Annotated in this window: 23 protein-coding genes and 1 pseudogene; 18 read left to right on the top strand and 6 right to left on the bottom strand. The window is 65.5% G+C overall.

The window, feature by feature from the left end; genetic code table 11:
• The first annotated feature begins 107 nt into the window (after positions 1-107).
• A complete protein-coding gene (locus KBZ12_RS10365) occupies positions 108-2,213 on the top strand; it encodes a class I SAM-dependent DNA methyltransferase (protein ID WP_254957873.1) in 2,106 nt (701 codons plus the stop codon).
• Positions 2,210-3,376, top strand: coding sequence for a hypothetical protein (locus tag KBZ12_RS10360; protein WP_254957872.1), 1,167 nt, complete (start codon positions 2,210-2,212; stop codon positions 3,374-3,376). The genes KBZ12_RS10365 and KBZ12_RS10360 overlap by 4 nt, the downstream gene beginning before the upstream one ends.
• A gap of 8 nt (positions 3,377-3,384) precedes the next feature.
• On the opposite strand, the gene KBZ12_RS10355 is transcribed toward KBZ12_RS10360, so the two are convergent.
• Positions 3,385-3,708 (bottom strand): hypothetical protein, encoded by a 324-nt coding sequence (locus KBZ12_RS10355; RefSeq protein ID WP_254957871.1) that lies wholly within the window; start codon positions 3,706-3,708, stop codon positions 3,385-3,387.
• A gap of 257 nt (positions 3,709-3,965) precedes the next feature.
• Complete coding sequence (locus tag KBZ12_RS10350) at positions 3,966-4,373, bottom strand: hypothetical protein (RefSeq protein ID WP_254957870.1); 408 nt, start codon at positions 4,371-4,373, stop codon at positions 3,966-3,968.
• 126 nt (positions 4,374-4,499) lie between these two features.
• Here KBZ12_RS10350 and KBZ12_RS10345 point away from each other — a divergent pair, with 126 nt between their 5' ends.
• The 5 genes from KBZ12_RS10345 (at position 4,500) to KBZ12_RS10325 (ending at position 10,558) form a co-directional block, all read left to right on the top strand.
• On the top strand, positions 4,500-5,186 hold the full coding sequence (locus KBZ12_RS10345) for a hypothetical protein (protein ID WP_396101014.1): 687 nt from the start codon (positions 4,500-4,502) through the stop codon (positions 5,184-5,186).
• 6 nt (positions 5,187-5,192) lie between these two features.
• Entirely contained in the window at positions 5,193-5,840 is a 648-nt protein-coding gene (locus tag KBZ12_RS10340; protein WP_254957869.1) for a DUF4433 domain-containing protein, read from the top strand.
• Positions 5,841-5,857: 17 nt separating this feature from the next.
• A complete protein-coding gene (locus KBZ12_RS10335) occupies positions 5,858-6,973 on the top strand; it encodes a macro domain-containing protein (RefSeq protein ID WP_254957868.1) in 1,116 nt (371 codons plus the stop codon).
• A gap of 114 nt (positions 6,974-7,087) precedes the next feature.
• On the top strand, positions 7,088-10,081 hold the full coding sequence (locus tag KBZ12_RS10330) for a type I restriction endonuclease subunit R (protein ID WP_254957867.1): 2,994 nt from the start codon (positions 7,088-7,090) through the stop codon (positions 10,079-10,081).
• 63 nt (positions 10,082-10,144) lie between these two features.
• The gene (locus tag KBZ12_RS10325; RefSeq protein ID WP_261359983.1) at positions 10,145-10,558 is read left to right on the top strand and encodes a VOC family protein; all 414 of its coding nucleotides are present in this window, start codon (positions 10,145-10,147) and stop codon (positions 10,556-10,558) included.
• Here the strand turns inward: KBZ12_RS10325 and grxC are convergent.
• The gene (gene grxC, locus KBZ12_RS10320; RefSeq protein ID WP_254957866.1) at positions 10,555-10,821 is read right to left on the bottom strand and encodes a glutaredoxin 3; all 267 of its coding nucleotides are present in this window, start codon (positions 10,819-10,821) and stop codon (positions 10,555-10,557) included. The two genes, KBZ12_RS10325 and grxC, sit on opposite strands and share 4 nt — an antisense overlap.
• A 75-nt stretch (positions 10,822-10,896) precedes the next feature.
• Between grxC and KBZ12_RS18670 the strand changes: the two are divergent.
• Positions 10,897-10,980 (top strand): annotated as a pseudogene (locus KBZ12_RS18670) (hypothetical protein); the annotation flags it as partial.
• Between the two features lie 104 nt (positions 10,981-11,084).
• Here the strand turns inward: KBZ12_RS18670 and katG are convergent.
• A complete protein-coding gene (katG, locus tag KBZ12_RS10315) occupies positions 11,085-13,307 on the bottom strand; it encodes a catalase/peroxidase HPI (RefSeq protein WP_254957864.1) in 2,223 nt (740 codons plus the stop codon).
• 356 nt (positions 13,308-13,663) lie between these two features.
• On the opposite strand from katG, the gene KBZ12_RS10310 reads away from it, so the two are divergent.
• The 7 genes from KBZ12_RS10310 (at position 13,664) to KBZ12_RS10280 (ending at position 21,865) form a co-directional block, all read left to right on the top strand.
• Positions 13,664-15,049, top strand: coding sequence for a hypothetical protein (locus KBZ12_RS10310; protein WP_254957863.1), 1,386 nt, complete (start codon positions 13,664-13,666; stop codon positions 15,047-15,049).
• Positions 15,049-16,914: a glycoside hydrolase family protein gene (locus KBZ12_RS10305; protein ID WP_254957862.1), complete on the top strand. Its 1,866-nt coding sequence runs from the start codon at positions 15,049-15,051 to the stop codon at positions 16,912-16,914. The genes KBZ12_RS10310 and KBZ12_RS10305 overlap by 1 nt, the downstream gene beginning before the upstream one ends.
• A gap of 53 nt (positions 16,915-16,967) precedes the next feature.
• Positions 16,968-17,303 (top strand): hypothetical protein, encoded by a 336-nt coding sequence (locus tag KBZ12_RS10300; RefSeq protein WP_254957861.1) that lies wholly within the window; start codon positions 16,968-16,970, stop codon positions 17,301-17,303.
• 19 nt (positions 17,304-17,322) lie between these two features.
• A complete protein-coding gene (gene sulP / locus KBZ12_RS10295; protein ID WP_254957859.1) occupies positions 17,323-19,035 on the top strand; it encodes a sulfate permease in 1,713 nt (570 codons plus the stop codon).
• On the top strand, positions 19,032-21,116 hold the full coding sequence (gene selD, locus KBZ12_RS10290; protein WP_254957858.1) for a selenide, water dikinase SelD: 2,085 nt from the start codon (positions 19,032-19,034) through the stop codon (positions 21,114-21,116). Before sulP ends, selD begins: the two co-directional genes overlap by 4 nt.
• A gap of 78 nt (positions 21,117-21,194) precedes the next feature.
• Positions 21,195-21,437 (top strand): type II toxin-antitoxin system Phd/YefM family antitoxin, encoded by a 243-nt coding sequence (locus KBZ12_RS10285; protein WP_254957856.1) that lies wholly within the window; start codon positions 21,195-21,197, stop codon positions 21,435-21,437.
• Entirely contained in the window at positions 21,434-21,865 is a 432-nt protein-coding gene (locus KBZ12_RS10280; protein ID WP_254957855.1) for a type II toxin-antitoxin system VapC family toxin, read from the top strand. Before KBZ12_RS10285 ends, KBZ12_RS10280 begins: the two co-directional genes overlap by 4 nt.
• 22 nt (positions 21,866-21,887) lie before the next feature.
• On the opposite strand, the gene KBZ12_RS10275 is transcribed toward KBZ12_RS10280, so the two are convergent.
• Positions 21,888-22,445 carry a hypothetical protein gene (locus tag KBZ12_RS10275; RefSeq protein ID WP_254957854.1) on the bottom strand — a complete coding sequence of 186 codons (558 nt, stop codon included), beginning with the start codon at positions 22,443-22,445 and terminating at the stop codon, positions 21,888-21,890.
• A gap of 98 nt (positions 22,446-22,543) precedes the next feature.
• Between KBZ12_RS10275 and KBZ12_RS10270 the strand changes: the two genes are divergently transcribed.
• On the top strand, positions 22,544-22,777 hold the full coding sequence (locus tag KBZ12_RS10270; protein WP_254957853.1) for a hypothetical protein: 234 nt from the start codon (positions 22,544-22,546) through the stop codon (positions 22,775-22,777).
• Positions 22,778-22,790: 13 nt separating this feature from the next.
• Here KBZ12_RS10270 and mnmH read toward each other — a convergent pair whose 3' ends face one another.
• Positions 22,791-23,840 (bottom strand): tRNA 2-selenouridine(34) synthase MnmH, encoded by a 1,050-nt coding sequence (gene mnmH / locus KBZ12_RS10265; protein ID WP_254957852.1) that lies wholly within the window; start codon positions 23,838-23,840, stop codon positions 22,791-22,793.
• An 85-nt stretch (positions 23,841-23,925) separates the two neighbouring features.
• Between mnmH and KBZ12_RS10260 the strand changes: the two genes are divergently transcribed.
• Positions 23,926-24,876: a putative selenate ABC transporter substrate-binding protein gene (locus tag KBZ12_RS10260; RefSeq protein WP_396101005.1), complete on the top strand. Its 951-nt coding sequence runs from the start codon at positions 23,926-23,928 to the stop codon at positions 24,874-24,876.
• Positions 24,877-24,980: 104 nt separating this feature from the next.
• On the top strand, positions 24,981-26,066 hold the full coding sequence (locus KBZ12_RS10255) for a ChaN family lipoprotein (RefSeq protein ID WP_254957851.1): 1,086 nt from the start codon (positions 24,981-24,983) through the stop codon (positions 26,064-26,066).
• Positions 26,067-26,082 lie beyond the last annotated feature (16 nt).

Raw genomic sequence — 26,082 nt, 5'->3', positions numbered from 1 at the left:
AGCTTCCCTGGCTTCGGGCGCACTTTTGCCATCCAGGCCACCTAACCCCACTGCCGTTGAGGCATCCTTGGGCGAGCGCGTCGGCCCACTGGCTCCAACGGTCTGCCATGGAACAGGGCCAGCTCAACTGGATCGCCAACTTCATCTGGGGCATTGCCGACGACGTGCTCCGGGATCTGTACGTGCGCGGCAAGTACCGCGACGTGATCCTGCCGATGACGGTGCTGCGTCGGTTGGATGCGGTGCTGGAGCCCACCAAGCAGGCGGTGCTGGATCTGAAGGCTTCCCTCGATGCCGCCGAGATCGTCCATCAGGACCCGGCCCTGAGGCAGGCAGCCGGCCAGGCCTTCTACAACACCTCCAAATTCACCCTGCGCGATCTCACTTCCCGCGCCGGCCAGCAGAAGCTCAAGGCCGACTTTGAGGCCTATCTGGATGGTTTCTCGCCCAACGTGCAGGACATCCTGGAGAATTTCGAGTTCCGCAACCAGATCCCGCGCTTGTCGAAGGCCGATGCCCTCGGCACCCTGATCGGCAAGTTCCTCTCGCCGGATATCAACCTCAGCCCCACCGGCCTCGACAACCACGGCATGGGCACGGTGTTTGAGGAGCTGGTGCGCCGCTTCAACGAGGAGAACAACGAGGAGGCCGGCGAGCACTGGACCCCGCGTGATGCCGTGAAGCTGATGGCCAAGCTGATCTTCGTGCCGATCGCTTCTGAGATCGAATCCGGCACCTACCTGCTCTACGACGGCGCCTGCGGCACCGGCGGCATGCTCACCGTGGCGGAAGAGGAACTCAAGGAGCTGGCCGCCGACCAGGGCAAGGAGGTGGCCAGCCACCTCTACGGACAGGAGATCAACGCCGAAACCTACGCCATCTGCAAGGCCGATCTGCTGCTGAAGGGCGAGGGCGACGGCGCCGACAACATCGTGGGCGGGCCTGAGCACTCGACCCTCGCCAACGACGCCTTCCCAGCTCGGGAGTTCGATTTCATGCTTTCCAACCCGCCCTACGGCAAGAGCTGGAAGGGGGATCTGGAGCGGATGGGCGGCAAGGGCGGCATCAAGGATGCCCGCTTTCTGATTGAGCACGGCGGCGATCCGGAGTTTTCGCTGATCACGCGCTCCAGCGACGGACAGATGCTGTTCCTCGCCAACCTGATCAGCAAGATGAAGAGCGGCACGGCTCTGGGCAGCCGCATCGCCGAGGTTCACAACGGCAGCTCGCTGTTCACCGGGGATGCAGGGCAGGGTGAGAGCAACATCCGTCGCTGGATCATCGAGAACGACTGGCTGGAGGCGATTGTGGCCCTGCCGCTGAATATGTTCTACAACACAGGAATCGCCACCTACATCTGGGTGCTCAGCAACCGTAAGCCCGCCCATCGTCAGGGGCGTGTGCAGTTGATTGACGCCACAGCCTGGTTCAAGCCCCTGCGCAAAAATCTCGGCAAGAAGAACTGCGAACTCTCCGAAGCCGACATCCAGCGCATCGTTGACACCTTTCTGGCGTTCGAGGAAACGGAAGAGAGCAAGATCTTTCCAAACCAAGCCTTCGGCTATTGGAAGGTCACGGTGGAGCGGCCGTTGCGGCTGGCCATCCACAGCGATGCCGAGCATCTGGCGACGCTGGCTGAGGAAGCCGTGATAGCGGGTGAGGGTGGTCTGGAGAACGTGGTGGAGGCCGTGGATGAGGTGATGGGGGATGGCCCCCACATGGATGCCAACCAGTGGCTGGAGTTGACGGAACGGGTGGCCAAAGGCCAGGGTCTGCGCTGGACGGCTAAGAAAGCCAAGCTGCTGCTGTCCCATCTGGGGGAACGTGAGGAGTCGGCGGCACCTGTGATCACCAAGGTGTTCAAGCCGGGAAAGCAGGCGGCCGATCCCCAGAGGGGGTTCTTCTCGGTGGAGCTGGAGGAGGGCCAACGGGTGGTGCAGTACGAGCCGGACCCCGAACTGCGGGACACCGAACAGGTGCCACTGCTGGAGGAGGGCGGCATCGATGCCTTCCTTGCCCGCGAGGTGTTGCCCTATTCCCCCGAGGCCTGGTATGACCCTGGCAGCGTGAAGACAGGCTATGAGGTGAGCTTCACGCGTTACTTCTACAAGCCCAAGCCGCTGAGGACGCTGCAGGAGATACGGGCAGACATCCTGGCGCTGGAGAAGGAGACGGAGGGGCTGCTGGGCGAGATTGTCGGAGGGGCCGCATGAACACTGAGATCCTGCTCGAACCTCGCTTCACAGGGGAGCGTTTCCGTGCGAACACGCTGCCGCTCTCGCTGTTGAAGGACTTGGAGGCGCTTCAGGGAATCATCTTGGAGATTGCCAAGGACGAGTTTCGGCAGTCCAATCCGAATCGTAGGCGCACACCGCGCGGGTTCAGCGAGGGCCTAACAATGCACCTTTTGGGTTCGCGCGAGGGCAGTTACGTTGCTCAGATCGGCATGGTCATCGAGGAAGATCTTCTGCCTGGATTGAATTCTCGTGCTCAAGCAGCTCGTTCAGCACGCGATCGATTCGTCGATGCAATCGCCCATGCACAGGATTCCTCTCAGGGATCATCGACCCCTTTACCGGCTGGAGTCTGGCCATACGTTGAGAAGTTTGGTCGTGGTCTGCACGATGGGGAAGCCATTGATCTCGTTCGCCGCGAAGGCACCACCGTCCAATTCACAAAAGAGCTGCGGCGGCGTCTGTTGCTCACTCGGCCGGGTGTTCAGATACTTACCGATGAAGTAGAGCTTGTTGTGAAGCTCGGGGATGTGCGCCCCAAGGAGCACAGCATCACGATCGAGTTTGTGGACGGCCGGTCGGTTGCCGCAACGGTGACGGATCAACAGCTTGAAGAGCTGAGCGAAGTGCGCGTTGGTGAGTTCGGGGTGAGTTGGCTCCGCGTAAGCGGTGTGGGTAGTTTCGACCGTTCTCAGCAACTACAGCGCGTCGATGAGGTCACAGCCATTGAGCTGCTGGATCCCTTAGACCCAAGTGTTCAGCTGGAGAACTTTAAGAAACTCCGTGATGGCTGGCTTGATGGTCAGGGGGTTGTTTTGAGTCAGGATCTGCTCGCGCGGGTAGGCACCTGGTTCAACGAACATCTGAAGGACGAAGCACAGCTTCCCCGTCTTTATCCAACACCTGAGGGTGGCGTGGAAGCGGAATGGCTCATCGGGCGGCTTGATGTGTCAATCGAGTTCGATGAAGTCACCGGGCATGTCGAGTGGCACGCGATGGATCTGGATACCGGGGAGACTGAGGAGAAGACCATCGATTTCGATGACACGGAGGCCCTCGAAGCTCTCGGGCGCATGATGGCGCGGGTGATCTCCAAGACAAGTACGAGACCCGAGGATGGCGATGGAGAGCCGACTCCGTGAATCCAGAATCACCCTTGTGGCGTCAGATCCACCCCTCGTTTGTTGAGGGGGGCCACCCAGGTAGCCAAGCGTTTCGACCCACGCCGAAGGATCAGGGCCTCCTTTCCTTCGATGATGGCAGCCGGATTGCCGCAGAACTGGCCTGGCATCGTTACACCGTGGAACGCGTCCGGCAGTCGGTGGGTGTCCTTGGAGTTCTGGTCGGTGAATGTGAAGGTGAAGGCCTCGGGGTCATTCCTGATGGAGTGCCAGACCCTGAGCATGTGTCCATCGATTTCACGGGCAAGAGCAACGGGGTGCGTAAATCCATCGCCAAGCGGCTGCGGGACCATGCCCTGCGCCGTGGCTGGCAGTTTGGACCGGTAGAGGTGAGCCCGTGATTGACGGTCTCAAGCCCTATCCCGCGATGAAGGACACTGGCGTGCCTTGCTTGGGGGAGGTGCCGGAGCATTGGACTGAGAGGCGAGCCAAGTACTTCTATCGTGAAGCGGATGATCGTTCCGAAACAGGCAAGGAGGAGCTGCTTTCTGTCTCTCACAAGACTGGAGTAACGCCTCGCAAACAGAACGTCACGATGTTCCTCGCGGAATCAACCATTGGCTACAAAATCTGCCGACCAGGCGATATCGCCATCAATACAATGTGGGCATTCATGGGGGCTCTTGGCATAGCTCGACAAGTGGGTCTCGTCAGCCCTGCCTACGGCATCTATCGGCCTCAACGATCCGATGAGCTGAATCCCGAATATCTTGACAGACTTCTTCGAATTGACGTCTACAAGTCGGAGTACATGTGTCGCTCGACAGGCATCAACTCTTCCCGATTGCGATTGTAACCAGACGAGTTCCTTCGGATTCCAATCATCTGCCCCCCTCTCCCCGAACAAGCCGCCATCGTCCGGTTCCTCGACCACGCCGACCGCAAAATCCGCCGCTACATACGCGCCAAGCAGAAGCTGATCAATCTGCTGGAGGAGCAGAAGCAGGCCATCATTCATCGCACCGTCACCCGCGGCCTTGATCCCAACGTGCGCCTAAAGCCCTCCGGCGTTGAGTGGTTAGGGGATGTGCCGGAGCATTGGGATGTGAGGAAGCTTAAGGATGTAGCCGGCGTCCAGACTGGCTTGACCCTGGGCAAGGTATACCTTGGATCGCTAACTATTTCCTATCCTTACCTTCGAGTCGCAAACGTCCAAGTCGGACGAGTTGACTTGAGGCACGTTAAGCACATTGATGTGCCGGAACGCGAGGCCGCAGGGGCAATGCTTCGTCCAGGTGATGTCCTTATGACTGAGGGAGGGGATATCGACAAACTTGGTCGAGGCTGCGTTTGGCACGCCGAGATTCCTGTTTGCCTGCACCAGAACCATGTGTTTGCTGTCCGCTGCAATAGGTCTCTACTGCTTCCTGAGTTTCTCGAAGGCCTGATGGCATCAGAGCATGGTCGTACTTTTTTCCAGTTGACTGCAAAGCAAACTACGAACCTTGCGGCGACAAACAGCACAACGTTGCGCACCTTCCCGATTCTCCTGCCGCCACTTAATGAACAGCAGGCAATCATTGATGCCATTGCACGGCAGACCAATGCTGTATCAATGTCACTAGAGGTTACCTATAGGGAAATCGTCCTCCTGGGCGAATATCGAACCCGCCTGATCGCCGATGTGGTTACCGGCAAGCTTGATGTCCGCGAGGCGGCAGCACAGTTACCAGAGGAAGTGATGGTGGAAGACCCTGTAGTTGATGATGCCAATGAAGAGCTGGAAAATGGAGAAGATGAGATCGATCTGAACGATGATGCAGATGTGTGATCATCCATGCCCCCTCCAGCCGATCCCAAGATCTATCACATCCTCCACGTGGATCGGTTGCCCTCGGTGATTATCGATGGCTTCCTGTATTCGGATGCCATCATCAGCCGGCGCGATCCAGGCGGCACGGTGATCGGAATGGACGATATCAAACGTCGGCGCCTAGAGGATCTCACCCTCGCCAGTCATCCAGGTCTTCATGTCGGAGAGTGTGTTCCCTTCTATTACTGTTCGCGCTCCATCATGCTGTTCCTGATTTACAAGCGCAATCATCCCAATCTTTCTTACGCCGGCGGGCAAGGTCCCGTCGTTCACCTCGAGTTCGATCTGCAGACGGTCGCCAACTGGGCAGATGGGCGGAACAGGCGTTGGGCCATCACGAACGGCAATGCCGGCTCGCGCTATTTCGAAGATTCTGGTTCACTGGATTACCTGAGAGAGTTGAATTGGCAAGCCATTCAGGCAAGGCAATGGAACCAGCCTGCGATCAGAGAACACAAGCAATCTGAATTTCTTGTGGAAGAGCAAGTGGCCTGGCACTTGGTTGAACGGATCGGTGTTCAGAATCAACGCACTCGAGAGCATGTTGAGACTTTCCTTTCCACCAGTGGACATCGGCCCCCTGTTGAAATACAATCTTCTTGGTACTATTGAGTGGGAGGTCACGAGCCATGATCCAGCCCGCCCGTGGCGACATTCTTGAGTCGACGGCTGAAGCCCTCGTCAATACGGTGAACTGCGTCGGCGTCATGGGCCGCGGCATTGCCCTGCAGTTCAAGAATCGGTACCCGGAGAACTACAAGGAATATGCCAAGGCTTGCAAGCGCTACGAAGTCAGGCCTGGCAGAATGTTCATCACCAATACTAATCAACTTCAGGGCCCTCTATATATCATTAACTTCCCAACAAAACGCCACTGGAAAGGAAAAAGCCGGTTGGAAGACATCGATGCGGGCCTTGTTGATCTGGTTCGAGTCGTGGCGGATCTGAAGATCACCAGTATTGCCGTTCCTCCGCTTGGCTGTGGTCTTGGCGGCCTCCCTTGGTCGTTGGTCAAGGCTCGCATCCAGGACGCTTTTCAGGGCCTAGGGCATGTGAAGGTCTATCTCTTCGAGCCGATTTCAGAACCAAGCAGCCAGCCAAGCGTGAAGGCCCACAAGGCTCCTCAGATGACGCCAGGCCGTGCAGCTTTGGTTGGCCTGATGCACCGTTATCTCTGCGGACTGCTGGATCCTTTCGTGTCCTTGCTGGAAGTGCACAAGCTCATGTATTTCCTCCAGGAAGCCGAAGAACCACTAAAGCTCATTTACAAGGCAGCGCCTTACGGCCCCTATGCCGAGAACCTCCGGCATGTCCTGAATGCCATCGAGGGCTACTTCATCAAGGGCTATGGCGATGGGGGCGATACTCCCGAGAAGCCTCTCACCATCCTCGATGATGCTGGCGAGAAGGCGATGCACTACCTCGCGGATCATCCCGCCACCCAGGCTCGCTTCCAACGAGTTGCTGATCTCGTGGCGGGCTTCGAAAGCTCCTTTGGCCTAGAACTTCTGGCCACAGTTCATTGGCTGCATACCCGTGAGAATCCTCAGACGATGGCTGATCTCGTGCATCAAACCCATGCCTGGAATGCTCGCAAACGTCAGTTTTCACCACGACAGATTGAGCTCGCCAGCAGCGTCCTGGCGCAGGCAGGCTGGGTGCAAGCGCTGGAGGAGCCAGCTACACCTGATGGGCAGTTAAGCCTGAGTGTTGCCCCAACAGGCAGCCATGACCCTGCCACTTGATGGGTACTTGATCAGGAGAGGTGCCCGGGTCCCCTCCGCAGTCCGGAATCCCCGGCGCTGCAAGCCTTTTGCCGCATCATCTCTACGTGACGGGTACGTGATCGAGGCGCCCTCATGAGCACCGACACCAGCGAAAAGGGCCTGGAGGCCCTGATCCTGCGGGCGATGACCGGACGCACCGATGTGCTCGTGCCCGCCCACGTGGCCACCGAAACCAGCGTGCCGGTGGCTGGTGGCACCGGTTGGCTGCTGGGAGATCCCACCCATTACGACCGCGACTACTGCATCGATCTCGTTCAGCTGCGCGGCTTCCTGATGGCCACCCAGCCCGATGCCCTCGATTCCCTGGCGCTGGAGGTCGATGGTCCCACCCGCCGCAAGTTCCTGGCGCGACTGCAGGGGGAGATCTCCCGGCGCGGCAGCATCGACGTGCTCCGCCACGGCCTCAAGCACGGGCCCCATCACCTCGATCTCTTCTGCGGCACGCCTTCACCAGGGAACCCCAAAGCGATCGAGCGCTTCGCCGCCAACCGCTTCAGCGTGTCCCGCCAGCTCCGCTACAGCCGCGATGAAACCCAGCGAGCTCTGGATCTGGGCCTGTTCATCAATGGCTTACCGGTGGCCACCTTTGAACTCAAGAACAGCCTCACCAAGCAGACGGTTGCTGACGCCGTGAAGCAATATCAGCTCGACCGCGACCCGCGCGAGAAGCTGTTCGAATTCGGCCGCTGCGTGGCCCATTTCGCCGTGGACGACCATGAGGTGCGCTTCTGCACCCAGCTCAAAGGCAAAGCCTCCTGGTTCCTGCCCTTCAACAAGGGTTGGAACGACGGCGCCGGCAACCCCCCGAACCCGGAGGGCCTCAAGACGGCCTACCTCTGGAAGCAGATCCTCACCCGCGAGGGGCTCACCGACATCCTTGAGAACTACGCCCAGGTGGTGGAGACCAACGACGAGAAGACCGGCAGGAAGAAGGCGGTGCAGATCTGGCCCCGCTTCCACCAGCTCGAGGTGGTGCGTCGACTGCTCGCTGATGCCGCTGAGAACGGCGCCGGCCGCCGCTATCTGATCCAGCACTCCGCCGGTAGCGGCAAGAGCAACTCGATCGCCTGGTTGGCCCACCAGCTGATCGGCCTTGAGCGCAACAACACCGCCGTGTTCGATTCGATCCTGGTGGTCACCGACCGCCGCATCCTTGATCAGCAGATCAAGGGCACCATCAAACAGTTCGCCCAGGTGGGCGCCACGGTAGGCCATGCCGAACGCTCAGAAGACCTACGCAAGTTCATCGCCGAAGGCAAGAAAATCATCATCACCACGGTTCAGAAGTTTCCGTTCATTCTTGACGAAATCGGCAATGAGCAGCGCGGCCGCCGCTTTGCCATCGTGATCGACGAAGCCCATTCCAGCCAGGGCGGGCGTACTTCGGCGGCCCTCTCCCTGGCCCTCTCCAGTACAGGGGTGGAAGAAGAGGAGGAAACCACGGAAGACAAGATCAACCGGCTGATGGAGGCCAAGCAGCTGCTGCCCAATGCCAGCTACTTCGCCTTCACGGCCACACCCAAGAACAAGACCCTGGAGATCTTCGGGCTTCCCGACCCCCAGGCCGATGGAACCGTGCGGCACCTTCCGTTCCACAGCTACACGATGAAGCAGGCCATTCAGGAGGGCTTCATCCTCGATGTGCTGCGCCACTACACACCGGTGGAGAGCTACTACAAGCTCATCAAAAAGGTGGAGAGTGATCCCGAGTTCGACAGCAAGCGCGCCAAGAAGAAGCTCCGCCGCTACGTGGAGAGCCATGAGCATGCGATCCAGCTCAAGGCGGAAATCATGGTGGATCACTTCCACGAGCAGGTGCTTTCCCTAAGAAAGATTGGCGGCGAGGCCCGATCCATGCTGGTGACCAGCGGCATCGAACGGGCGATCCAGTATTTCCATGCTTTCCGCTCCTACCTGTCCGAACGCAAGAGTCAATACCTGCCCATCGTCGCCTTCTCCGGGGAGCACGAGTACGGTGGTAGCAAAGTTACCGAAGCCTCCCTCAACGGGTTTCCATCGAGCCAGATTGCCGACAAGATCCAGGAAGATCCCTATCGCTTTCTGATCTGTGCCGACAAATTCCAGACCGGCTACGACGAACCCCTGCTGCACACGATGTATGTCGACAAAGTGCTGTCGGGCATCAAGGCGGTGCAAACCCTGTCAAGGCTGAACCGCGCCCACCCCAAAAAGCATGACGTCTTCGTGCTCGACTTCATGAACGACGTCGACACCATTCAGCAGGCTTTCGCGGATTACCATCGCACCACCATCCTCGCCGACGAAACTGACCCCGACAAGCTTCACAACCTTAAGGGCACCCTCGATGGTTATCAGGTCTACGATCTGCAGCAGGTCGACGACCTGGTGGAGCTGTATCTGGGCGGCGCTGATCGCGATTCTCTCGATTCCATCCTCGATGCCTGCGTGGCGGTCTACCGGGAGCAGCTTGACGAAGATGGCCAGGTGGCCTTCAAGGGCAAGGCCAAGGCCTTCACTCGCACCTACGGCTTCCTCTCATCGATTCTCCCCTACACCAACGCCGATTGGGAGAAGCTCTCGATCCTGTTGAACTTCCTCATCTCCAAGCTGCCGGCTCCGATTGAGGAAGACCTCTCAGCAGGAATCCTGGAAGCGATCGATATGGACAGTTACCGCGTGGAGAAGCAGGCGGCCGTCAGGATTCAGCTTGCCGATGAGGACGCGGAAATTCAGCCAGTGCCACCTGGCGGTGGTGGCGGTAACCATGGGCCGGAGTTGGATCGCCTCTCGAACATCCTCAAGGTGTTCAATGATCAGTTCGGCAACATCGAGTGGACCGACGAGGATCGAGTCAACCGCCTGATCACCGAAGACATCCCCAGGCGCGTTTCCGCGGACCCCGCCTACCAGAATGCCCGCCAATACTCCGACAAACAGAATGCAAGGATCGAACACGACATGGCATTGATGCGCGTGATGACGGATGTGCTCAAGGATGACATGGAGCTCTTCAAGCAGTTCATGGACAACGAGTCGTTCCGCCGCTGGATGGCGGATACGGTCTTTGGTCTCACTTATGAATAGATCCTGCGTCTCCGCACTCCCATGCCTATGCCTCTGAGTTTGACAAGTTTAGTCCAGTAAACTCTGCTCTATCTTGGCTGCTTCTGTGGCTGTATAGATCTTCTCTCTGTATCGAATCCCAGCAGCGCCCATGATCCGGCTTCTGACCACGTCACAATCGTGGTGAGGGACCACGTGGCGGACCACCTGACGCTTGTGCTGGCCGTGGCCAGTCCGTGGCTGGAGGTGCAGCTGCTGCACTACCGCCACCCGGAACCTCTCCCTGATCCGGCCATAGAGAACCTGGCCCGGGTGGGGTTCAACCACATCTGCTTTGCCGTTGACGACCTGGAGGCCACAGTTGCCCGGCTGCAGGCCGGGGGTGGCGCGCTCCGCAACGCGGTCATGGACTTTCATCACCGCAAGCTGGTGTTTCTCCGCGGTCCGGAGGGCATCACCGTGGAGCTGGCGGAATGGAAGGGCGGCGCCGCCTCCTAGCTGGCGCCGGCCAGCAGCGCCTCCAGCCGTCCCTGGCGCTCCAGGGTGTGGAGGTCGTCGCACCCCCCCACATGGGCGTCGTCAATGAAGACCTGGGGCACCGAGCGGCGGCCATCGCTGCCCCGGGCCACCATGGCGTCGCGGGCGTCCTCGTCGCCATCGATGACGTATTCCTCGTAGGTTACGCCCTTGCGGTCGAGCAGTTGCTTGGCCCGGATGCAGAACGGGCAGAAGCGCCAGGTGTAGATCTCAACCTTGGGCATGGAGGGGAGGGCGATGACAGTTGCCTTCGATTCTGACGACCCCCATGCCCTCTCGCCCGATAGAGATTCCACCCCATGCACGCTGATCTGCCCGGCGGCCTGACGCCCCACCAACGCACGCCCACCTTCGACGCCGACAGTGTGCCGGCGGGTCTGCGGGCGCAGCACAGCACCAAAGCCGGTGTATGGGCCCGGCATCGTGGCGCCCACCCAGTTGCACCGGGCTGCGGTTTTACGTCGAGTTCCACCGGGCGGAGCGTCGTTCACCCCAGCTCGAACCGGTCCAGGTCCATCACCTTGCTCCAGGCCGCCACGAAGGCGGCCACGAAACGCGCCCCGCCGTCGGCGGCGGCGTACACCTCGGCGATCGCCCGCAGCTGGGCGTTGGAGCCGAAGATCAGGTCGACGCGGGTGGCGGTCCACCGGAGGTCGCCCGTTTCCCTGTCGCGGCCCTCGAAGCTGTCCTCGGCCTCGCTGGTCGCCGTCCAGGTGGTGCCCATGTCGAGCAGGTTGACGAAGAAGTCGTTGCTGAGGGTCTCGGGGCGATCGGTGAACACCCCATGCCGTGACTTGCCGTGGTTGGCCTCCAGCACCCGCAGGGCCCCCACCAGCGCCGTCATCTCGGGGGCGGTGAGGGTCAGCAGCTGGGCCCGATCCACCAGCAGCTCCTCGGCGGAGGCCGGCAGGCCCGGCCGCAGGTAGTTGCGGAAGCCGTCGGCCTTCGGCTCAAGCACGGCGAAGGAGGCCCCATCCGTCTGCTCCTGGGAGGCATCCATGCGCCCGGGGGTGAAGGGCACCGCCAGGGCATGGCCGCCCCGCCGGGCCGCCTCCTCCACGGCGGCGGCTCCCCCCAGCACGATCAGATCGGCCAGGGAGATCCGCTTGCCGTCGTGCTGGGAGCTGTTGAAGTCCTGGCGGATCGCCTCGAAGGCCTCCAGCGCCCGGGCCAGCTTGGCGGGCTGGTTCACCTCCCAGTCCTTCTGGGGGGAGAGGCGCAGCCGTCCACCGTTGGCACCGCCGCGCTTGTCGGAGCCGCGGAAGCTGGCGGCCGCCGCCCAGGCCGTGGCCACCAGCTGGGAGATGGGTAGGCCCGCTTCCAGGATCCGGCCCTTGAGAGCGGCGATGTCGTGGGCGTCGACCAGCGGATGGTCGACGGTCGGGATCGGGTCTTGCCAGAGCATCACCTCCGCCGGCACCAGGGGTCCCAGGTAGCGGCAGCGGGGACCCATGTCGCGGTGAACGAGCTTGAACCAGGCCCGGCGGAAGGCCTCCCCCAGCTGCTCGGGGTGGGCATGGAAGCGCCGGGAGATCTCCAGGTAGGCCGGATCGACCCGAAGCGAGAGGTCGGTGGTGGCCATCATCGGCGCGTGCCGCTTCGACGGATCGTGGGCATCGGGCACGGTGCTCGCCGCCGCCGGATCGGTGGGTCGCCACTGCCAGGCCCCGGCCGGACTCTTCTCCAGCGCCCACTCGTAGCCGAACAGGTTGTCGAAGTAGCCGCTGTCCCACTGCACGGGGTTGGCGGTCCAGGCGCCCTCCAGGCCGCTGGTGGTCGTGTCGTCGCCTTTGCCGCTGCCGAAGCGGTTGCGCCAGCCCAGGCCCTGCTCCTCCAGGCCGGCCGCCTCGGGCTCCGGCCCCACCAGGTCGGGATCGCCGGCGCCGTGGCACTTGCCGAAGGTGTGGCCCCCGGCGATCAGGGCGACGGTCTCCTCGTCGTCCATCGCCATGCGGGCGAAGGTCTCGCGGATGTCCCGGGCGGCGGCGAGGGGATCGGGCTGGCCGTTGGGTCCCTCGGGGTTGACGTAGATCAGCCCCATCTGGACGGCGCCGAGCGGGTCCTCCAGCTCGCGGTCGCCGCTGTAGCGCTTGTCCCCCAGCCATTCGGTCTCCGGGCCCCAGTCGATGTCGATCGGCGGCTCCCAGACGTCCTGCCGGCCCCCGGCGAAGCCCAGGGTGGGGAGGCCCATCGATTCGATGGCGCAGTTGCCCGCGAAGATGATCAGGTCGGCCCACGAGAGGGCGCTGCCGTACTTCTGCTTGATCGGCCAGAGCAGGCGCCGGGCCTTGTCCAGGTTGCCGTTGTCGGGCCAGCTGTTGAGGGGCGCGAAGCGCTGGGTGCCGGAGCCGGCGCCGCCGCGGCCGTCGTGGATGCGGTACGTGCCGGCGCTGTGCCAGGCCATGCGCACGAAGAACGGCCCGTAGTGGCCGTAGTCGGCCGGCCACCAGTCCTGGGAGGTGGTCATCAGCGTGAACAGGTCCTGGCGCAGGGCCTCCAGGTCGATCGTGCGGAACGCCGCGGCGTAGTCGAAGCCGCCGCCCATCGGATCCGACAGGGGCGCGTGCTGATGCAGCACCGCCAGGTTCAGCTGCCGCGGCCACCAGTCGCGGTTGGAGCGGGCCCCGGCCGTGCTGCCCCGGAGGGTGCCGTGCAGGAAGGGGCACTGGCCACCGGAGTTGGCACCGGCCTCGGGGGAGAGTCCTTCCATCTGCGGCGGCAGCGTCTGTGCCGAATGTAGGAATGGAACAGGGGGCCGGTCAGCCGCTGCCGATTGTTTTCCTGGTGAGGTCCCAGCGATGAACGCTGGCCCCCATCCGGAATGGGGGGACCGCTCCACTGTTCACCCCGATGCTGCGAGCATGCAACCCCAGCAAGATCGTGCACAACATGGGCGCCCGTCTGACTCGATTCCGACTCGGCATGTAGAGATCCAGTGGGCCAAAAAAGATATGTTAAGATGACATCCAGTAAATCTGCGCCACATTCAGCCAGGGTTACCCTGTTCAAATAGATAGAAATTGAAATCGCATGACCCATCGATTGTCGGATAGCCGTCGGCGATTCATGGACATGCTTGCCCGCCGCTCGAGATGGTTGAAGGCTGGCTTGCTGCTGGTTTTCGCCTTGGCCTTGGTGGTGAGCGTTGCCTCCGTCGATGCGGCTGTTCCTGCCGGTGATCTTCCAAGGGCCATCACTCTGGATGGGCGAGACCAATACATCTTGCGGTACGTCATTTATCTCTCCGTGCTGATCGGTGGTGCCCTGGGAGGGTTCATCTATAGCGTCAGCAGGCATCGTGGCTTCATCATTCCCCACTGGGTGACCCAGCAGGCGGAGGGCCAGGCAGACCTGGAGCTTCAAAGTGGCGACGGATTGGTGCGGCCAGCCCCACGCAGTAAGGCCTCTGAGAAATCAACTTACACCAAATATGATCTCGGAACGGTTGCCGATATCGTTGTGGGAATCGGTGGTGGCATCATCATCTTCAACCTGGTTCCCCAGGGTGGGGACTCTGATCTGTTCGAAAGCCTGCTGAACCAGCCGGTCAGCCTTGGGACGGCGGTGAGCACGGTCATGAAGATCCTTGCCCTGTCGCTGATCGGTGGATTCGCTGGCATCAGCCTCTTCGATGAAGCGGCCAAGCGCGTCAGTCGGCAGTTGGAGGATACCCAGACGCAAGTGCTCGTCAATCACGGCAAGATCCAGGAGCTGCAGAAGAACGACCAGCAGGAATCTGACATTCAATTTCTGCTTAGCCCACTGGTTGATCCCTCCCTTCAACCGCTCAGTGACTCCCAGAATGAAGCCCTCCATGCCCATGTGCTGCAGGCGCCTCTGAACATCCGCAACAAGGTGTTCGAACGGCTCCAGAAGGCCCATGACAGCCATCTGCTCACCGGCAGTGATGCCGGCAGCCTGAGTGGTTCCGAAATCGAGACCCGCCTGACCCTGCAGCAGGGGCTGCTGGCAGGATTCGATGCCCTGATCGCCGCCGCCAAGGAGCAGAAGCGCACTGGAGCTGGGGACGATGCGTTCCTGCACCGTTATCTTGCCCACCGGGGCTTCGTTCACCTTCAACTCGGCGCCGGCGGCGAACGGCTGGGTGGGCCGGGGGGCCATCCCAGTCGGCACTGGCGCGAGGCCGAAGAGAGCCTCACGCAGGCGATCGATCTGCGCGACCTCAGGGCCGCCGACAGGCAGATGTACTGGCATTACAGCCTGCAGCGCATGGTCGCCCGCTTCAAGCTCGGCAACACCGACCCGATCAAGGCCGAGATCAATCAGCCGGACGTGATGCAATGGCTCAACAAGAGCCGTGGGATCGTGCACGCCGTCCTCAAGTCAATGCCTGAGGATTTCGTCGCCTTTCTGCGGGACCTTCTGCCCGCCTTGTTTGAGGGCGAAGAACCGACGCCATTGCTAAAGATCCAACGCGCAGGAGTTCTCTGATGCCGTTCATCACTGCCCTGGAAGATGCAGGCCTGAGCCCTGACCCCACCGCCGCCGCGGCTGACTCCTATGTTCCGGTGGGCCAGCAGCTCGGCATCGACTGGATTCGCCCCAGTGATGACGGCGCGCTGGCGCTGGTGTGCCTGGCCGGGCCCTACACCTGCCCGGGTGCAAGCGCCCCCCTCGCGAAGGGGGCGGTCCGCTACCTGAACCCGGCACGGTTTCAGATCCCCGCGGAAGCCTGGCAGCGGCCCCTGCCCCAGCCTTTGGAACCACGCCAGGGGGGGGCGGAGCGCTCTGTGGGCAGCGTCGCTTCCGCCTCCGGGCCACCCAGGGGACCGCTGCCACCGGAGGTGGCGGCACTGACGCACCATTACGAGGGCTGCCGGCTGGAGGCCTATCCCGATCCGAAGACCAAGGCCGAACCGATCACGATCGGCTGGGGGAGCACCTTTCACAAGGATGGTTCCCCGATCCGCCTGGGGGATCGCCTCTCCCAGGCGGAGGCCGATGAGCTCTACGACTTCATCTGCTATCAGCGGTTCTGGAAGAAGCAGGAAGCGCGCATTCCCTTCTGGCAGGAGATGAACGACAGACAGCGATCCGCTCTCTGCAGCTTCGCTTACAACCTCGGTGCTGACTTCTATGCAGGTGAAGACTTCGATACGATCACGGCCAACCTGCGCGAGCGTGACTGGGCGGCGGTTCCGGGCACGTTGATGCTGTATCGCGAACCCAGAAACCACCAGGTCGTTGTCGGCCTGGGACGGCGCCGGCGTGCTGAGGGTCTGGTGTGGATGGGCGCTGACCCAGCGGAGGCCATCCGGCAGGCCGAGCGCGAGATCAACAGCGCCGAGGACGCCAGGCGTTGGGAGCAGACGCTGCGCAACAGTCCCCAGGCCTTGGCCCTGGCCGACTCCAGGCCCAGGTCCATCCCTGGGTCTGCTTCCACCAGCGAGCTGAAGCTTCAGGACCTGCTGGAACGGGATCTGGTCATCGGCCACGGGGAGATCCCAGGGTATCCCGCCCTGGCTAACCAGATTCAGCGACGCCTGATCGCGCTCCAATTGCTGGAGCCCCCCACCGGAGTCTTCGGGCCGATTTCCACCGCTGCCCTCAAGCGGTTCCAGACCTTGATGAAGAGCGGTGAGGAGAATGTGCTGGGCTCGGCCACCGCGAAGCTGCTGATTGAAACGTCCCTCGAGGAGTTGCCCCAGCCGACTCTGGACCTCAGCGGCGGCGACCTGGCCGCGCGGATCATTCAATACATGCGCCAGAAAGGGGTCCAGGTGTTCGCGGGCCCAGGAGAGAGGAACATCGTCTACGTCGAGGGGATGAATCCCGATGGCAGCCTCAACGACGACCCCCCCAACCAGTTCAACGACCTGCGGCTGGTGATCGATTGTGCCGAGGCCCGGCCGAAGATCATCGGCAAATGGGAGGCCACCACCGAGCCGGGGAGCCACTACACGAACACTCCGATGAATGCGCGCGGCGCCGCCCGCATCAGGTTCGGCCAGTACCGCGCCTGGCAGGTCGGCCAGCATGGCGAGAATGATCCCCATGAGGCCCTGGTGCAGGCGGCCCCGGTGACGGTTTTCCGGGATGCCAACCGGGACTTCCAGCGGCCCGGCGACAGTGAAGACACCGGGCTCTTCGGCATCAACCAGCACTGGGGCTATGACCTGCCCCGCAACGACATCGGCCGCGCCAGCGCAGGCTGTCTGGTGGGGCGCTCACGGGAGGGCCATCGTGAATTCATGCGCCTCGTCAAGCAGGACCCCCGCTACAAGGCCAACGAGGGTTTCCTGTTCAGCACCACGGTCATCCCCGGGGACGCTCTGGAAGCCTCGTTTCCTCGTTGAGCCGGCCTCGCCGCAGTCCACATCTAGCCTGATCTCAGCGCCCCGGCCTCGGCATGCCCACCCCCTACGCCCTGCTGCTCCTGGCGCTTCTGGACGCCACACCGGGACTGGCTGCGGCGCAACCTCAACGTGGGGAACTCAGCCCCAGAGAGGAGTTCATGGTGATGGTGGGCGTGGGCTCCGGGTACATGAGCGCCCTCTGCAACCTGGAAAAGGACGGCTTCATCTCCACCGCCACCCGCGCCAAGCTGGCCCAGGCCCAACTGGACATCATCAGCGGCGATCCCTCCACCAAGGACGACCTGGAAGGGGTGCTCGCCGGCATGAAGGGCATGGAGGAGGACAAGGACCTCTGCCCCAGCCAGGTGTTGCCACTGCGCCGCCAATGAGCCGCCAAGGGGGAGGCTGATGGAGCCGCGCGAACGCCTGGCCAGGGTGTTGCCGGGCCTCGCACGGTTGCTCGACTACCAGAGCAGCTGGCTGCGACCGGACCTGCTGGCGGGTGTCACGGTGGCCGCCTACCTGGTGCCCCAGTGCATGGCCTACGCCGAAGTGGCCGGCCTGGCGCCGGTGGCGGGCCTGTGGGCGATTCTGCCGCCGCTTCTTCTCTATGCCCTGCTGGGTTCTTCGCCCCAGCTCTCGGTGGGGCCCGAGTCCACCACCGCCGTGATGACGGCCGCGGCGGTCGGGCCGCTGGTGGCGGGGGACCCGCTCGCCTACGCCGGGTTCTGCAGCCTGCTGGCCCTGCTGGTGGGACTGGTCTGCTGCGCCGGCGCCTGGGCCCGGCTGGGGTTCCTGGCCGATCTCCTTTCCCGGCCGATCCTGGTGGGCTACCTGGGCGGTGTGGCCCTGATCATGATCGGCGGCCAGCTGGGCCGGGTCAGCGGCCTGACGCTGCAGGCCGACTCCAGCCCCGCCCAGTTGCTGGAGCTGCTGGGCCGGTTGGGGGAGATCCACCGGCCCACCCTGCTGCTGGCCTTGGGGGTGCTCGTGTTCCTGCTGCTGGTGCAGCGCCGCTTCCCCCGGGCGCCGGCCCCCCTGCTGGCGGTGCTGCTGGCCATGGCGGTGGTGGCGGTGGGACACCTCGATCAACGCGGTGTGGCCGTGATCGGCGCCATTCCGGCCGGCCTGCCCCGGCCGTCGCTGCCGCCCGGGGTCTCGCCGGACCAGCTGCGCTACCTGCTGACGGCGGCGGTGGGCATCGCCCTGGTGGGTTATTCCGACAACGTGCTCACGGCCCGGGCCTTCGCTGCCCGGGGTGGCTACCGCATCGACGCCAACCAGGAACTGCTGGCCCTCGGCACCCTGAACCTGGGCAATGGGCTGATGCAGGGCTTTCCGGTGAGCAGCAGCGGCAGCCGCACCGCCATCGGCGATTCCCTCGGCAGCCGCTCCCAGCTGTTCTCCCTGGTGGCGCTGGCGGTGGTGCTGGCGGTGCTGCTGTGGCTGCGGCCGGTGCTGGCCCTGTTCCCCACGGCGGCCCTGGGGGCGATCGTCATCTATGCCGCCCTGCGGCTGATCGACATCCGGGAGTTCCTGCGGCTGCACCGCTTCCGCCCCAGCGAATTCCGGCTGGCCCTGATCACCCTGGTGGGGGTCCTGGCCACCGACCTGCTCCTTGGCGTGGCGCTGGCGGTGGGGCTGTCGGTGATCGATCTGTTTGCCCGGCTGGTGCGCCCCCACGACGCCGTCATGGGGATCGTGCCCCGGCTGGCGGGCCTGCACGATGTCCGCGACTGGGAGGGGGCGCGCACCATCCCGGGCCTGGTGCTGTTCCGTTTCGATGCCCCCCTCTGTTTCGCCAATGCGGAGCATTTCCGCCAGCGGGTGCTGGAGACGATCGCCGCCGAGTCCCAGCCGGTGGCCTGGTTCGTGCTCAATGCCGAGGCCATCGTCGAGATCGACATCACCGCGGCCGATGTGCTGGAGGAGCTGCAGCGGGAGCTGACCGCCCGGGGCATCACCTTCGCTCTGGTGCGGGTGAAGCAGGACCTCTACGCCCAGCTGGAGCGGGCCGGTCTGGTGGAGCGGATCGGGCCGCGCCTGTTCTTCCCCACCCTGCCCACGGCGATCGCGGCCTTCCAGGCCCGGACGACCGGGGCGCCGCTGCCCGGCCCATGAACGCCGCTCCCGAGCGCCATCTGCTGGTCCTGGCGGGGGGCGGCCACAGCCACGTGCTGGTGCTGCGGCGCTGGCTGATGCGCCCTGTCACCCGGCCGCCGGGCACCCGCCTCACCCTGGTGAGTCGCCACGGCACCGCCCTCTATTCGGGCCTGCTGCCTGCCGTGGTGGCGGGGCTGGAACCAATGGAGGCCGCCGCCATCGACCTGCGCCGCCTCTGCACCCTGGCGGGGGTGACCTTTGTGCAGGCGGAGATCACCGGGCTGGATCCGGCGGCCCGGGAGCTGCGGTTGGCGGGCCGTCCGCCCCTGCGCTTCGACCGGCTCAGCCTCGATCTGGGTGCCGTGACCGCCACCTCGGGATGGTCGGCGGGGCAGGCGATGGCCGTCAAGCCGCTGGAGCCCTTCCTGGCCTGGGCGGAGCGGCGTGTCAACGGCGAACCCCTGGTGATCCGCGGCGGCGGGGCCGCCGCCGTGGAACTGGCCCTGGCCTTCCGGGCCCGGGGCATGGCCTGTGAGCTGCTGCTGCAGGGGGAGTGCCTGCACCTGGGTTCGGCGGCGGCGAACCGGGCCGGTGAACGGCTGCTGGCCCAGGCCGCCATCCCGATCCAGCGGCGGGCGCCGCCCGAAGCCCGGGCCGATCTGGCCTGCACCGGCAGCCGCGCCCCCGCCTGGCTGGGGTCCGCCGGCCTGCCGGTGGACCCGCCGAGCGGCCGGGTGCTGACCGAATCCAGCCTGGCGGTGATCGGCCATCCGGCCCTGTTCGCCAGCGGCGACTGCGGCCTGATCGCCGCCGATCCCCGGCCCCCCTCGGGGGTGTGGGCGGTGCGGGCGGCGCCGGTACTGGCGGAGAACCTGCGCCGCAGCCTGGCCGAGCCCCCCGAACCGCTGCGGCCCTGGCGGCCCCAGGCGCGGGCCCTGCAGCTGCTGGGCGACGGCGGCTGGCAGGCCGATGGCCCCCGGGCCCTGGCCTTCCTTGGGCCTGTGGCCCTGGGGCCAGCGGTGTGGATCTGGCAGTGGAAGCAGCGCATTGATCGGGCTTTCATGGCCCGCTTCGCCGCGCTCCAGCCGATGGCCGCCGCCGCCATGGCCTGCCGCGGCTGTGCCGCCAAGCTGGGGGCCGCCCCCCTGGCGTCCGCCCTGGCCCGGCTCGACCTCGGCGGACCGCCGCGGCCAGTGGAAGACGCGGCCCTCGTGGCCACCTGTGCCGACGGCAGCCTGCTGCTGCAGAGCGTCGATGGGTTCCCGGCCCTGGTGGACGACCCCTGGCTGAACGGGCGACTCACCACCCTGCATGCCTGCAGCGACCTCTGGGCCAGTGGCGCCGCCCTGAACAGCGTGCAGGCCCTGGTGACGGTGCCGGAGGCGGCGGCGTCCGTGCAGGAGGAGCTGCTGCTGCAGACCCTGGCCGGGGTGTGCTCGGTGCTCGATCCCCTCGGGGCCGCCCTGGTCGGTGGCCACACCCTGGAGGGCCGTGATGGGGCGGGACTGGCCCTGGCCCTGACGGTGAATGGCCGGGTGGCGCCGGCGGCCCACTGGCGCAAGGGGCCGCTGCGGCCCGGTGAGGCCCTGCTGCTGACCCGCCCCCTGGGCAGCGGCGTGCTGTTCGCCGCCGCCATGGCCGGCGCCGCCGCCCCCGCCTGGATGGAGGTGCTGCTGGAGGCGATGCAGTGCAGCCAGGCGCCCCTGGTGCCGTTGCTCGCCGCCCACGGCTGCCGCGCCTGCACCGACATCACCGGCTTCGGCCTGCTGGGCCACCTCGGCGAGATGCTGGCCGCCAGCGGCGCGGGGCTGGCCGTGGAGCTCGACGCCGCCGCCATTTCCGCCTATCCCGGCGCCCTGGAGCTGCTGGAGCGGGGCTTTGCCAGCAGCCTGGCCCCCGCCAACGCCGCCGCCCTGGCGCTGCTGGAGGGTCCGGTGCGGCTCGCGGCACCGGCCGCCCTGGCGGGGCTGCTGATCGATCCCCAGACCTGCGGACCGCTGCTGGCGGCGCTGCCGGCGGAGCAGGCACCCGCCGCCCTGGCGGCCCTGCGTGCCGCCGGCTTCGGGGCGGCGGCGGTGATCGGGCGGGTGGTGGGCTGACGGCAGGAACGGGGGAGCGGGGGTGCGCAGACCCCGCGGGTCAATAAACTGGTTTTCTAACCAGTTTGTGACAGGCCGATGGCCCAGCCGATCGGATCCTTCGAAGCCAAATCCCAGTTGTCGCGCCTTCTGAGGGCTGTGGAAAGGGGCGAGCGCTTCACCATCACCGTGCGTGGCAGGCCGGTGGCCGACCTTGTTCCCTGCGAGGCCTCTGCCAACGACGCCATCAAAAGGGCGGTCGAGGAGATGCGTCACTTTCCCAAGGTCCTGGGCGTTGCTGACGATGCCGTCGCTCGCTTCATCGGTGAGGGTCGCGAGTGAGCCTGGTGCTTGATGCCTCGTTCTGCCTGGCCTGGATTTTTCGACGTCAGCGGGCCGATCAGGTGGAGTTGGCGGATCGGGTGTTGCAGAGGCGGGACCAGGAGCAGTGGATCGTGCCCACGCTCTGGCCCCTTGAGGTGGCCAACGCCCTGCTGGTGGCGGAACGCCGCGCCGTGATTCAGCCGGAGCAGAGCGACAGCTTTCTGAGAAAGTTGGCAGCCCTGCGCATCCCGCTGGATCCCTTCGCCGGCGATCTCTCCCAGCCCCGCTTGCTGGCGCTGGCGCGCCAGCACAATCTCAGTGCCTACGACGCCAGTTATCTGGAACTGGCCCTGCGCCAGGGAGCTCGATTGGCCAGCTTCGACCGGTTCTTACAACTGGCGGCACAGGCGGAGGGTTGCGATCTGGATAGGGGTCCTGCGGCATGAGCCGTTGAGGCCTCCCACCCACTCAGATCCCCCTCATCCGGCTGGAGCTGGCCTGCTCGTTGGCCTTGCCGTAGGCACAGGCGATCGACCAACCCGCGAGACCGATCCAGCCAATCGGGCCGGCGCAGGCCAGAGCCGTGGCAACCGCCCCTTTACCGGCCACACCAAGGGCCTTGTTGGTGAACGCCTCCTCGCTGAGTTGGTCCTGCTGGGTGAGCAGCATCACCACATCCGGGGCCACCAGGCCGATGCCGGCGGTGAGGGGATTGGCGCTCAGAATGGCCTGGGTCACGGCGACCGAAGTGCCACGCACGACGCCGTTGATGGCCCCCTTGGCCGCATCCTCGGCCAGCATCTCCTCGGCAGCGGCGGCCAGATCGTGGCGGCCCGCATCGCGGTACCCCTGGGCCTGGGCGATGCGATGCACCACGGCCAACCCACCGCCCATGGCGCCCCCGTAGGCCCCGGTCTCGAGGGTGTCTCCCACCACCTCGACGAGGTCTCCGGTGACACCGGGGGTGGCTTCTTCTGACACCAAGCGGGTATAGGCATCAGCTTCGGCCACCTCGGCCGGGGTCATGGGCCGGGAGCCGATGGCACTGTTCGAAGAACCGGGGCCGTACACCCCGTTGGCGGGAAGGGGGCTGGAAGGAGGCCTGCCGCCGCTTCCTGGCGACGGTGTTCCGGATCGTGGAGCGCGTCGCCGATGTCGTGGTGGAAGCCGCGACCAGGGTGGTGAAACGGGTCGCCACCACCGTGGCGGCGGGCTCCCGTCAGGTGATGGCTGTCTGCGCTGAGATCGCCACGACGGCTGTCCGGGCGTCCCGTTCCGTGGTCCGGGGAGCGGGGGAGGTGGCCAGGGGCCTGTTCGGCTGGGTGACTGGGTGGTTCTCCCGGCCAAGGTTCGCCTGAACGCCGGTTCACTTCACGCCCATTCCTGCGGTTCTGGCCCCGCCCGCTGCACCAGTCCCTCCGCCAGCAGCCGGTGGGCGGCCTCCGGCGCCGCCAGATCGCCCAGATCCACCGCCGAACAGGCATGGCCGTCGAGGTCGTGGTCGTAGCAGCGGTCGTAGTAATCGAGCATCTGCCGGCAGGCGGTGGCCCAGTCGCCCTGCTCGATCGCCTCGAGGGCCAGGGCGGTGCGCTGGGGCCCCAGTCGCTTGGCGATGCGTTGGGTGGCCTCCGCCAGGGCCAGGGGATCCTGGGCGCCGTAGATCGCCACCAGGTGGGCCACCCGCTGCTCCAGGGGCCGCTCCACCGCCAGCACCGGCGCGGCCTTCATCTGGCGCCACAGGCCGGCGGGAATGCGGCAGCGGCCCACCATGGCGCTCTCGGCTTCCAGCCAGATCTGCTCCGCCCCAGCCAGGAGGGCCAGGGCGGCGGCCAGCTCGTTCTCGTAGTGCTCGCTGCTCGGCTGCTCCGGCAGGCCCAGCCCCCCAAAGCTGCTGCCGCGGTGGTGGGCCAGCCCCTCCAGATCCACTACCGCCGCCCCCAGCCCCTGCAGGGCCAGCAGCAGCTCGGTCTTGCCGCTGCCGGTGCGGCCCCCCAGCAGCCGCACGGGCCAGGGCCGCTCGAACAGCTCCAGCACCCAGCGCCGGTAGCTCTTGTAGCCCCCCTGCAGCAGCAGCAGCGGCAGCTCCAGCTGCTCGGCCAGCCAGGCGACGCTGCCCGAACGCATGCCGCCGCGCCAGCAGTGCAGCCGCAGGGGCGCCCCGGCCGAGCGTTCGCTCCAGGCCACCAGTTCGGCGGCCAGGGCTTCCATCCGCGGCCCCAGCAGGGCCAGACCCTTCAGCACGGCGGCCTGGCGGCCCTGCTGCTTGTAGAGGGTGCCCACCTCGGCCCGCTCGCCATCACTGAACAGGGGCAGATTGGCGGCCCCGGGGATGTGGCCCTGGCGGAATTCCGCCGGCGTGCGCACGTCGAGCAGGGCGCCGCCGCTCCCCAGAAAGGTATCGGTGGGGAGGCTGTCCGCCATGGTGCTGACCCAAGGAAGGGAGGGCCGTCCGCCGCCCACCTGATGGCCATAGTGGATCAATGACCACCTGCGCTACCCAGCCCCGATGAGCATGTTCCGGATCCGTGCCACCGCCACCGCCGCCCTGATGGGAGCCTCGCTGGCGCTCCTGCCGCTGGTGGCGCCCCCCGCCACGCCCCTGGGCGGCCTGCTGGCTCCGGCGGCGGCCCAGCAGAGCCAGAAGGTGCTGCGCATCGGCGCCATCCCCGACCAGAAGCCGGAGAAGCTCAACCGCCTCTATCCGCTGGTGGCCGATGAACTGGGTCGGCAGCTGGGGGTGAAGGTGGTCTACGTGCCGGTGGTGGATTACGCCGCCGCCGTCAGCGCCTTCCGCACCGGCGCCCTGGATCTGGTCTGGTTCGGCGGGCTCACCGGCGTGCAGGCCCGGCTGCAGAAGCCCGGCGCCCGGGTGATCGCCCAGCGCGACATCGACGTGTCCTTCCGCACCGTCTTCATCGCCAACAGCCGCAGCGGCCTCAAGCCCGTCACCAGCGCCAGGGGGCTGGCGGAACTGAAGGGCAAGCGCTTCACCTTCGGCTCCGAGAGCTCCACCTCCGGCCGGCTCATGCCCCAGTACTTCCTCAGCAAGGCGGGGGTGAAGCTGTCCGACTTCGCCGGCGGTGCGCCCGGCTTCAGCGGCAGCCACGATGCCACCATCGCCCTGGTGCAGAGCGGCGCCTACGACGCCGGCGCGGTGAACGAGCAGGTGTGGAACGCCAACCTCAGCGACGGCAAGGCCAACCCCGCCAAGGTGTTCGTCCTCTGGAGGACCACGGGCTACCCCGACTACCACTGGATCGCCCAGCCGGACCTGGACAAGCGCTTCGGCAAGGGCTTCACCACGAAGGTGCAGCAGGCGATCCTCAGCTGGCGCGCCAGCAACCCCACCCAGAAGCAGATCCTGGCCCTGTTCGGGGCCCAGCGGTTCACTGAGGCCAGCCCCGGGGCCTACAGCATGATCGAGCAGGTGGGCCGCCAGATCGGCAAGATCCGCTGATCCCGCCCGGCCGCTGGCACCGCCGCGGGACCCGCTCCGCCGGGCTGGCCCTTGGCCTGGCCGCCCTGCTGGGGGCGCCGGGACCGGGCCTCGCCAGCGCCTGTGTGCCCGCCGGCGCCTGGGTGGAGCCCCGCGCCGCCGGCCTCCGGACCGTGGCGGCAGCCGACCTGCTGGATCGCCTGGCCAAACGTCCGGTGGTGCTGCTGGGGGAGCGCCACGACAGCGCCGCCCACCACCTCTGGCAGCTGGCCACGCTCCAGGCGCTGCAGGAGCGCAGCCCCGGCCTCAGCCTTGGCCTGGAGATGGTGCCGCGCCGGCTGCAGCCGGTGCTCGACCGCTGGGTGGCCGGGGCCCTTGAGGAGCGCGCCTTCCTGGACGCCCTCGACTGGCCGGCCATCTGGGGCTACGACGCCGCTCTCTACCTGCCGATCCTTCGTTTCGCCCGCGACCGGCGCGTGCCGCTGCTCGCCCTGAACGTGGAGCGGATGTTGGTGCGGCGGGTGCGGGCCGAGGGGTTCGCGGCGGTGCCCGCCCGTGAGCGGGAGGGGGTGGGGCCACCGGCGCCGGCCAGCGCGGCCTACCGGGCCCAGCTGCACCGGCTCTGGCAGCACCATCCCTTCGTGCCCAGCGGCGGCCAGGGGGTGCCCGGCCTCGGGGATCCCTCCTTCGGCCGCTTTGTGGAGAGCCAGCTGCTGTGGGATCGGGCCATGGCCGAGGCCATCGCCGGCCAGCGCCGTCGGCGCCCCGGGGCGCCGGTGGTGGCCCTGATCGGCAACGGCCATCTGGCCGGTGGCCACGGCGTGCCCCATCAGCTGCGGGCCCTTGGGCTGGGCGAGGCGGCCTGGCTGCTGCCCTGGGAGGACGGGCTCGATTGCGCCATGCTCCAGCCGGGGCAGGCGACGGCGGTCTTCGGGCTGGTGTCAGCGCCGCCGGCGGGCCTCAAGCTGGGGGTGTACCTGGAAACCCACGGCGGCCGGGTGGAGATCCATCAGGTGGCGCCCGGTTCGCTGGCGGAGCGCTCCGGCCTGCGGGTCGGCGATGTGATCACGGTGATCGACGGCCAGCCGGCCGGCAGCGCCCGCGAGGTGATCGAGCGGGTGGCCGCCCACCCGGCGGGCCGGCCCCTCGGCCTGACCGTGCAGCGGGGCCGCCGCACCCTGACCCTGCAGCTGGCCCTGCCGGGCCAATGAGATTCCGCGCCCCAGG

Origin of the sequence: Cyanobium sp. Cruz CV13-4-11 (genome assembly GCF_024346055.1) — a bacterium.
Taxonomy (GTDB): domain Bacteria; phylum Cyanobacteriota; class Cyanobacteriia; order PCC-6307; family Cyanobiaceae; genus Cyanobium.
Note: the sequence above shows the minus strand (reverse complement) of the source record. Positions and strands in the feature narration are given on the sequence as shown.

What these genes read in the sequence shown, in the direction of transcription:
- KBZ12_RS10360 (WP_254957872.1), top strand. Translation starts at nt 2,210, where the DNA reads ATGAACACTGAGATCCTGCTCGAACCTCGCTTCACAGGGGAGCGTTTC.
- katG (WP_254957864.1), bottom strand. Translation starts at nt 13,307, where the DNA reads ATGGAAGGACTCTCCCCCGAGGCCGGTGCCAACTCCGGTGGCCAGTGC.
- KBZ12_RS10310 (WP_254957863.1), top strand. Translation starts at nt 13,664, where the DNA reads ATGGACATGCTTGCCCGCCGCTCGAGATGGTTGAAGGCTGGCTTGCTG.
- KBZ12_RS10305 (WP_254957862.1), top strand. Translation starts at nt 15,049, where the DNA reads ATGCCGTTCATCACTGCCCTGGAAGATGCAGGCCTGAGCCCTGACCCC.
- KBZ12_RS10330 (WP_254957867.1), top strand. Translation starts at nt 7,088, where the DNA reads ATGAGCACCGACACCAGCGAAAAGGGCCTGGAGGCCCTGATCCTGCGG.
- KBZ12_RS10340 (WP_254957869.1), top strand. Translation starts at nt 5,193, where the DNA reads ATGCCCCCTCCAGCCGATCCCAAGATCTATCACATCCTCCACGTGGAT.
- KBZ12_RS10335 (WP_254957868.1), top strand. Translation starts at nt 5,858, where the DNA reads ATGATCCAGCCCGCCCGTGGCGACATTCTTGAGTCGACGGCTGAAGCC.
- mnmH (WP_254957852.1), bottom strand. Translation starts at nt 23,840, where the DNA reads ATGGCGGACAGCCTCCCCACCGATACCTTTCTGGGGAGCGGCGGCGCC.
- KBZ12_RS10365 (WP_254957873.1), top strand. Translation starts at nt 108, where the DNA reads ATGGAACAGGGCCAGCTCAACTGGATCGCCAACTTCATCTGGGGCATT.
- KBZ12_RS10260 (WP_396101005.1), top strand. Translation starts at nt 23,926, where the DNA reads ATGAGCATGTTCCGGATCCGTGCCACCGCCACCGCCGCCCTGATGGGA.
- KBZ12_RS10355 (WP_254957871.1), bottom strand. Translation starts at nt 3,708, where the DNA reads ATGGTCCCGCAGCCGCTTGGCGATGGATTTACGCACCCCGTTGCTCTT.
- KBZ12_RS10285 (WP_254957856.1), top strand. Translation starts at nt 21,195, where the DNA reads ATGGCCCAGCCGATCGGATCCTTCGAAGCCAAATCCCAGTTGTCGCGC.
- KBZ12_RS10350 (WP_254957870.1), bottom strand. Translation starts at nt 4,373, where the DNA reads ATGAATGATGGCCTGCTTCTGCTCCTCCAGCAGATTGATCAGCTTCTG.
- KBZ12_RS10300 (WP_254957861.1), top strand. Translation starts at nt 16,968, where the DNA reads ATGCCCACCCCCTACGCCCTGCTGCTCCTGGCGCTTCTGGACGCCACA.
- KBZ12_RS10275 (WP_254957854.1), bottom strand. Translation starts at nt 22,445, where the DNA reads ATGACCCCGGCCGAGGTGGCCGAAGCTGATGCCTATACCCGCTTGGTG.
- grxC (WP_254957866.1), bottom strand. Translation starts at nt 10,821, where the DNA reads ATGCCCAAGGTTGAGATCTACACCTGGCGCTTCTGCCCGTTCTGCATC.
- selD (WP_254957858.1), top strand. Translation starts at nt 19,032, where the DNA reads ATGAACGCCGCTCCCGAGCGCCATCTGCTGGTCCTGGCGGGGGGCGGC.
- sulP (WP_254957859.1), top strand. Translation starts at nt 17,323, where the DNA reads ATGGAGCCGCGCGAACGCCTGGCCAGGGTGTTGCCGGGCCTCGCACGG.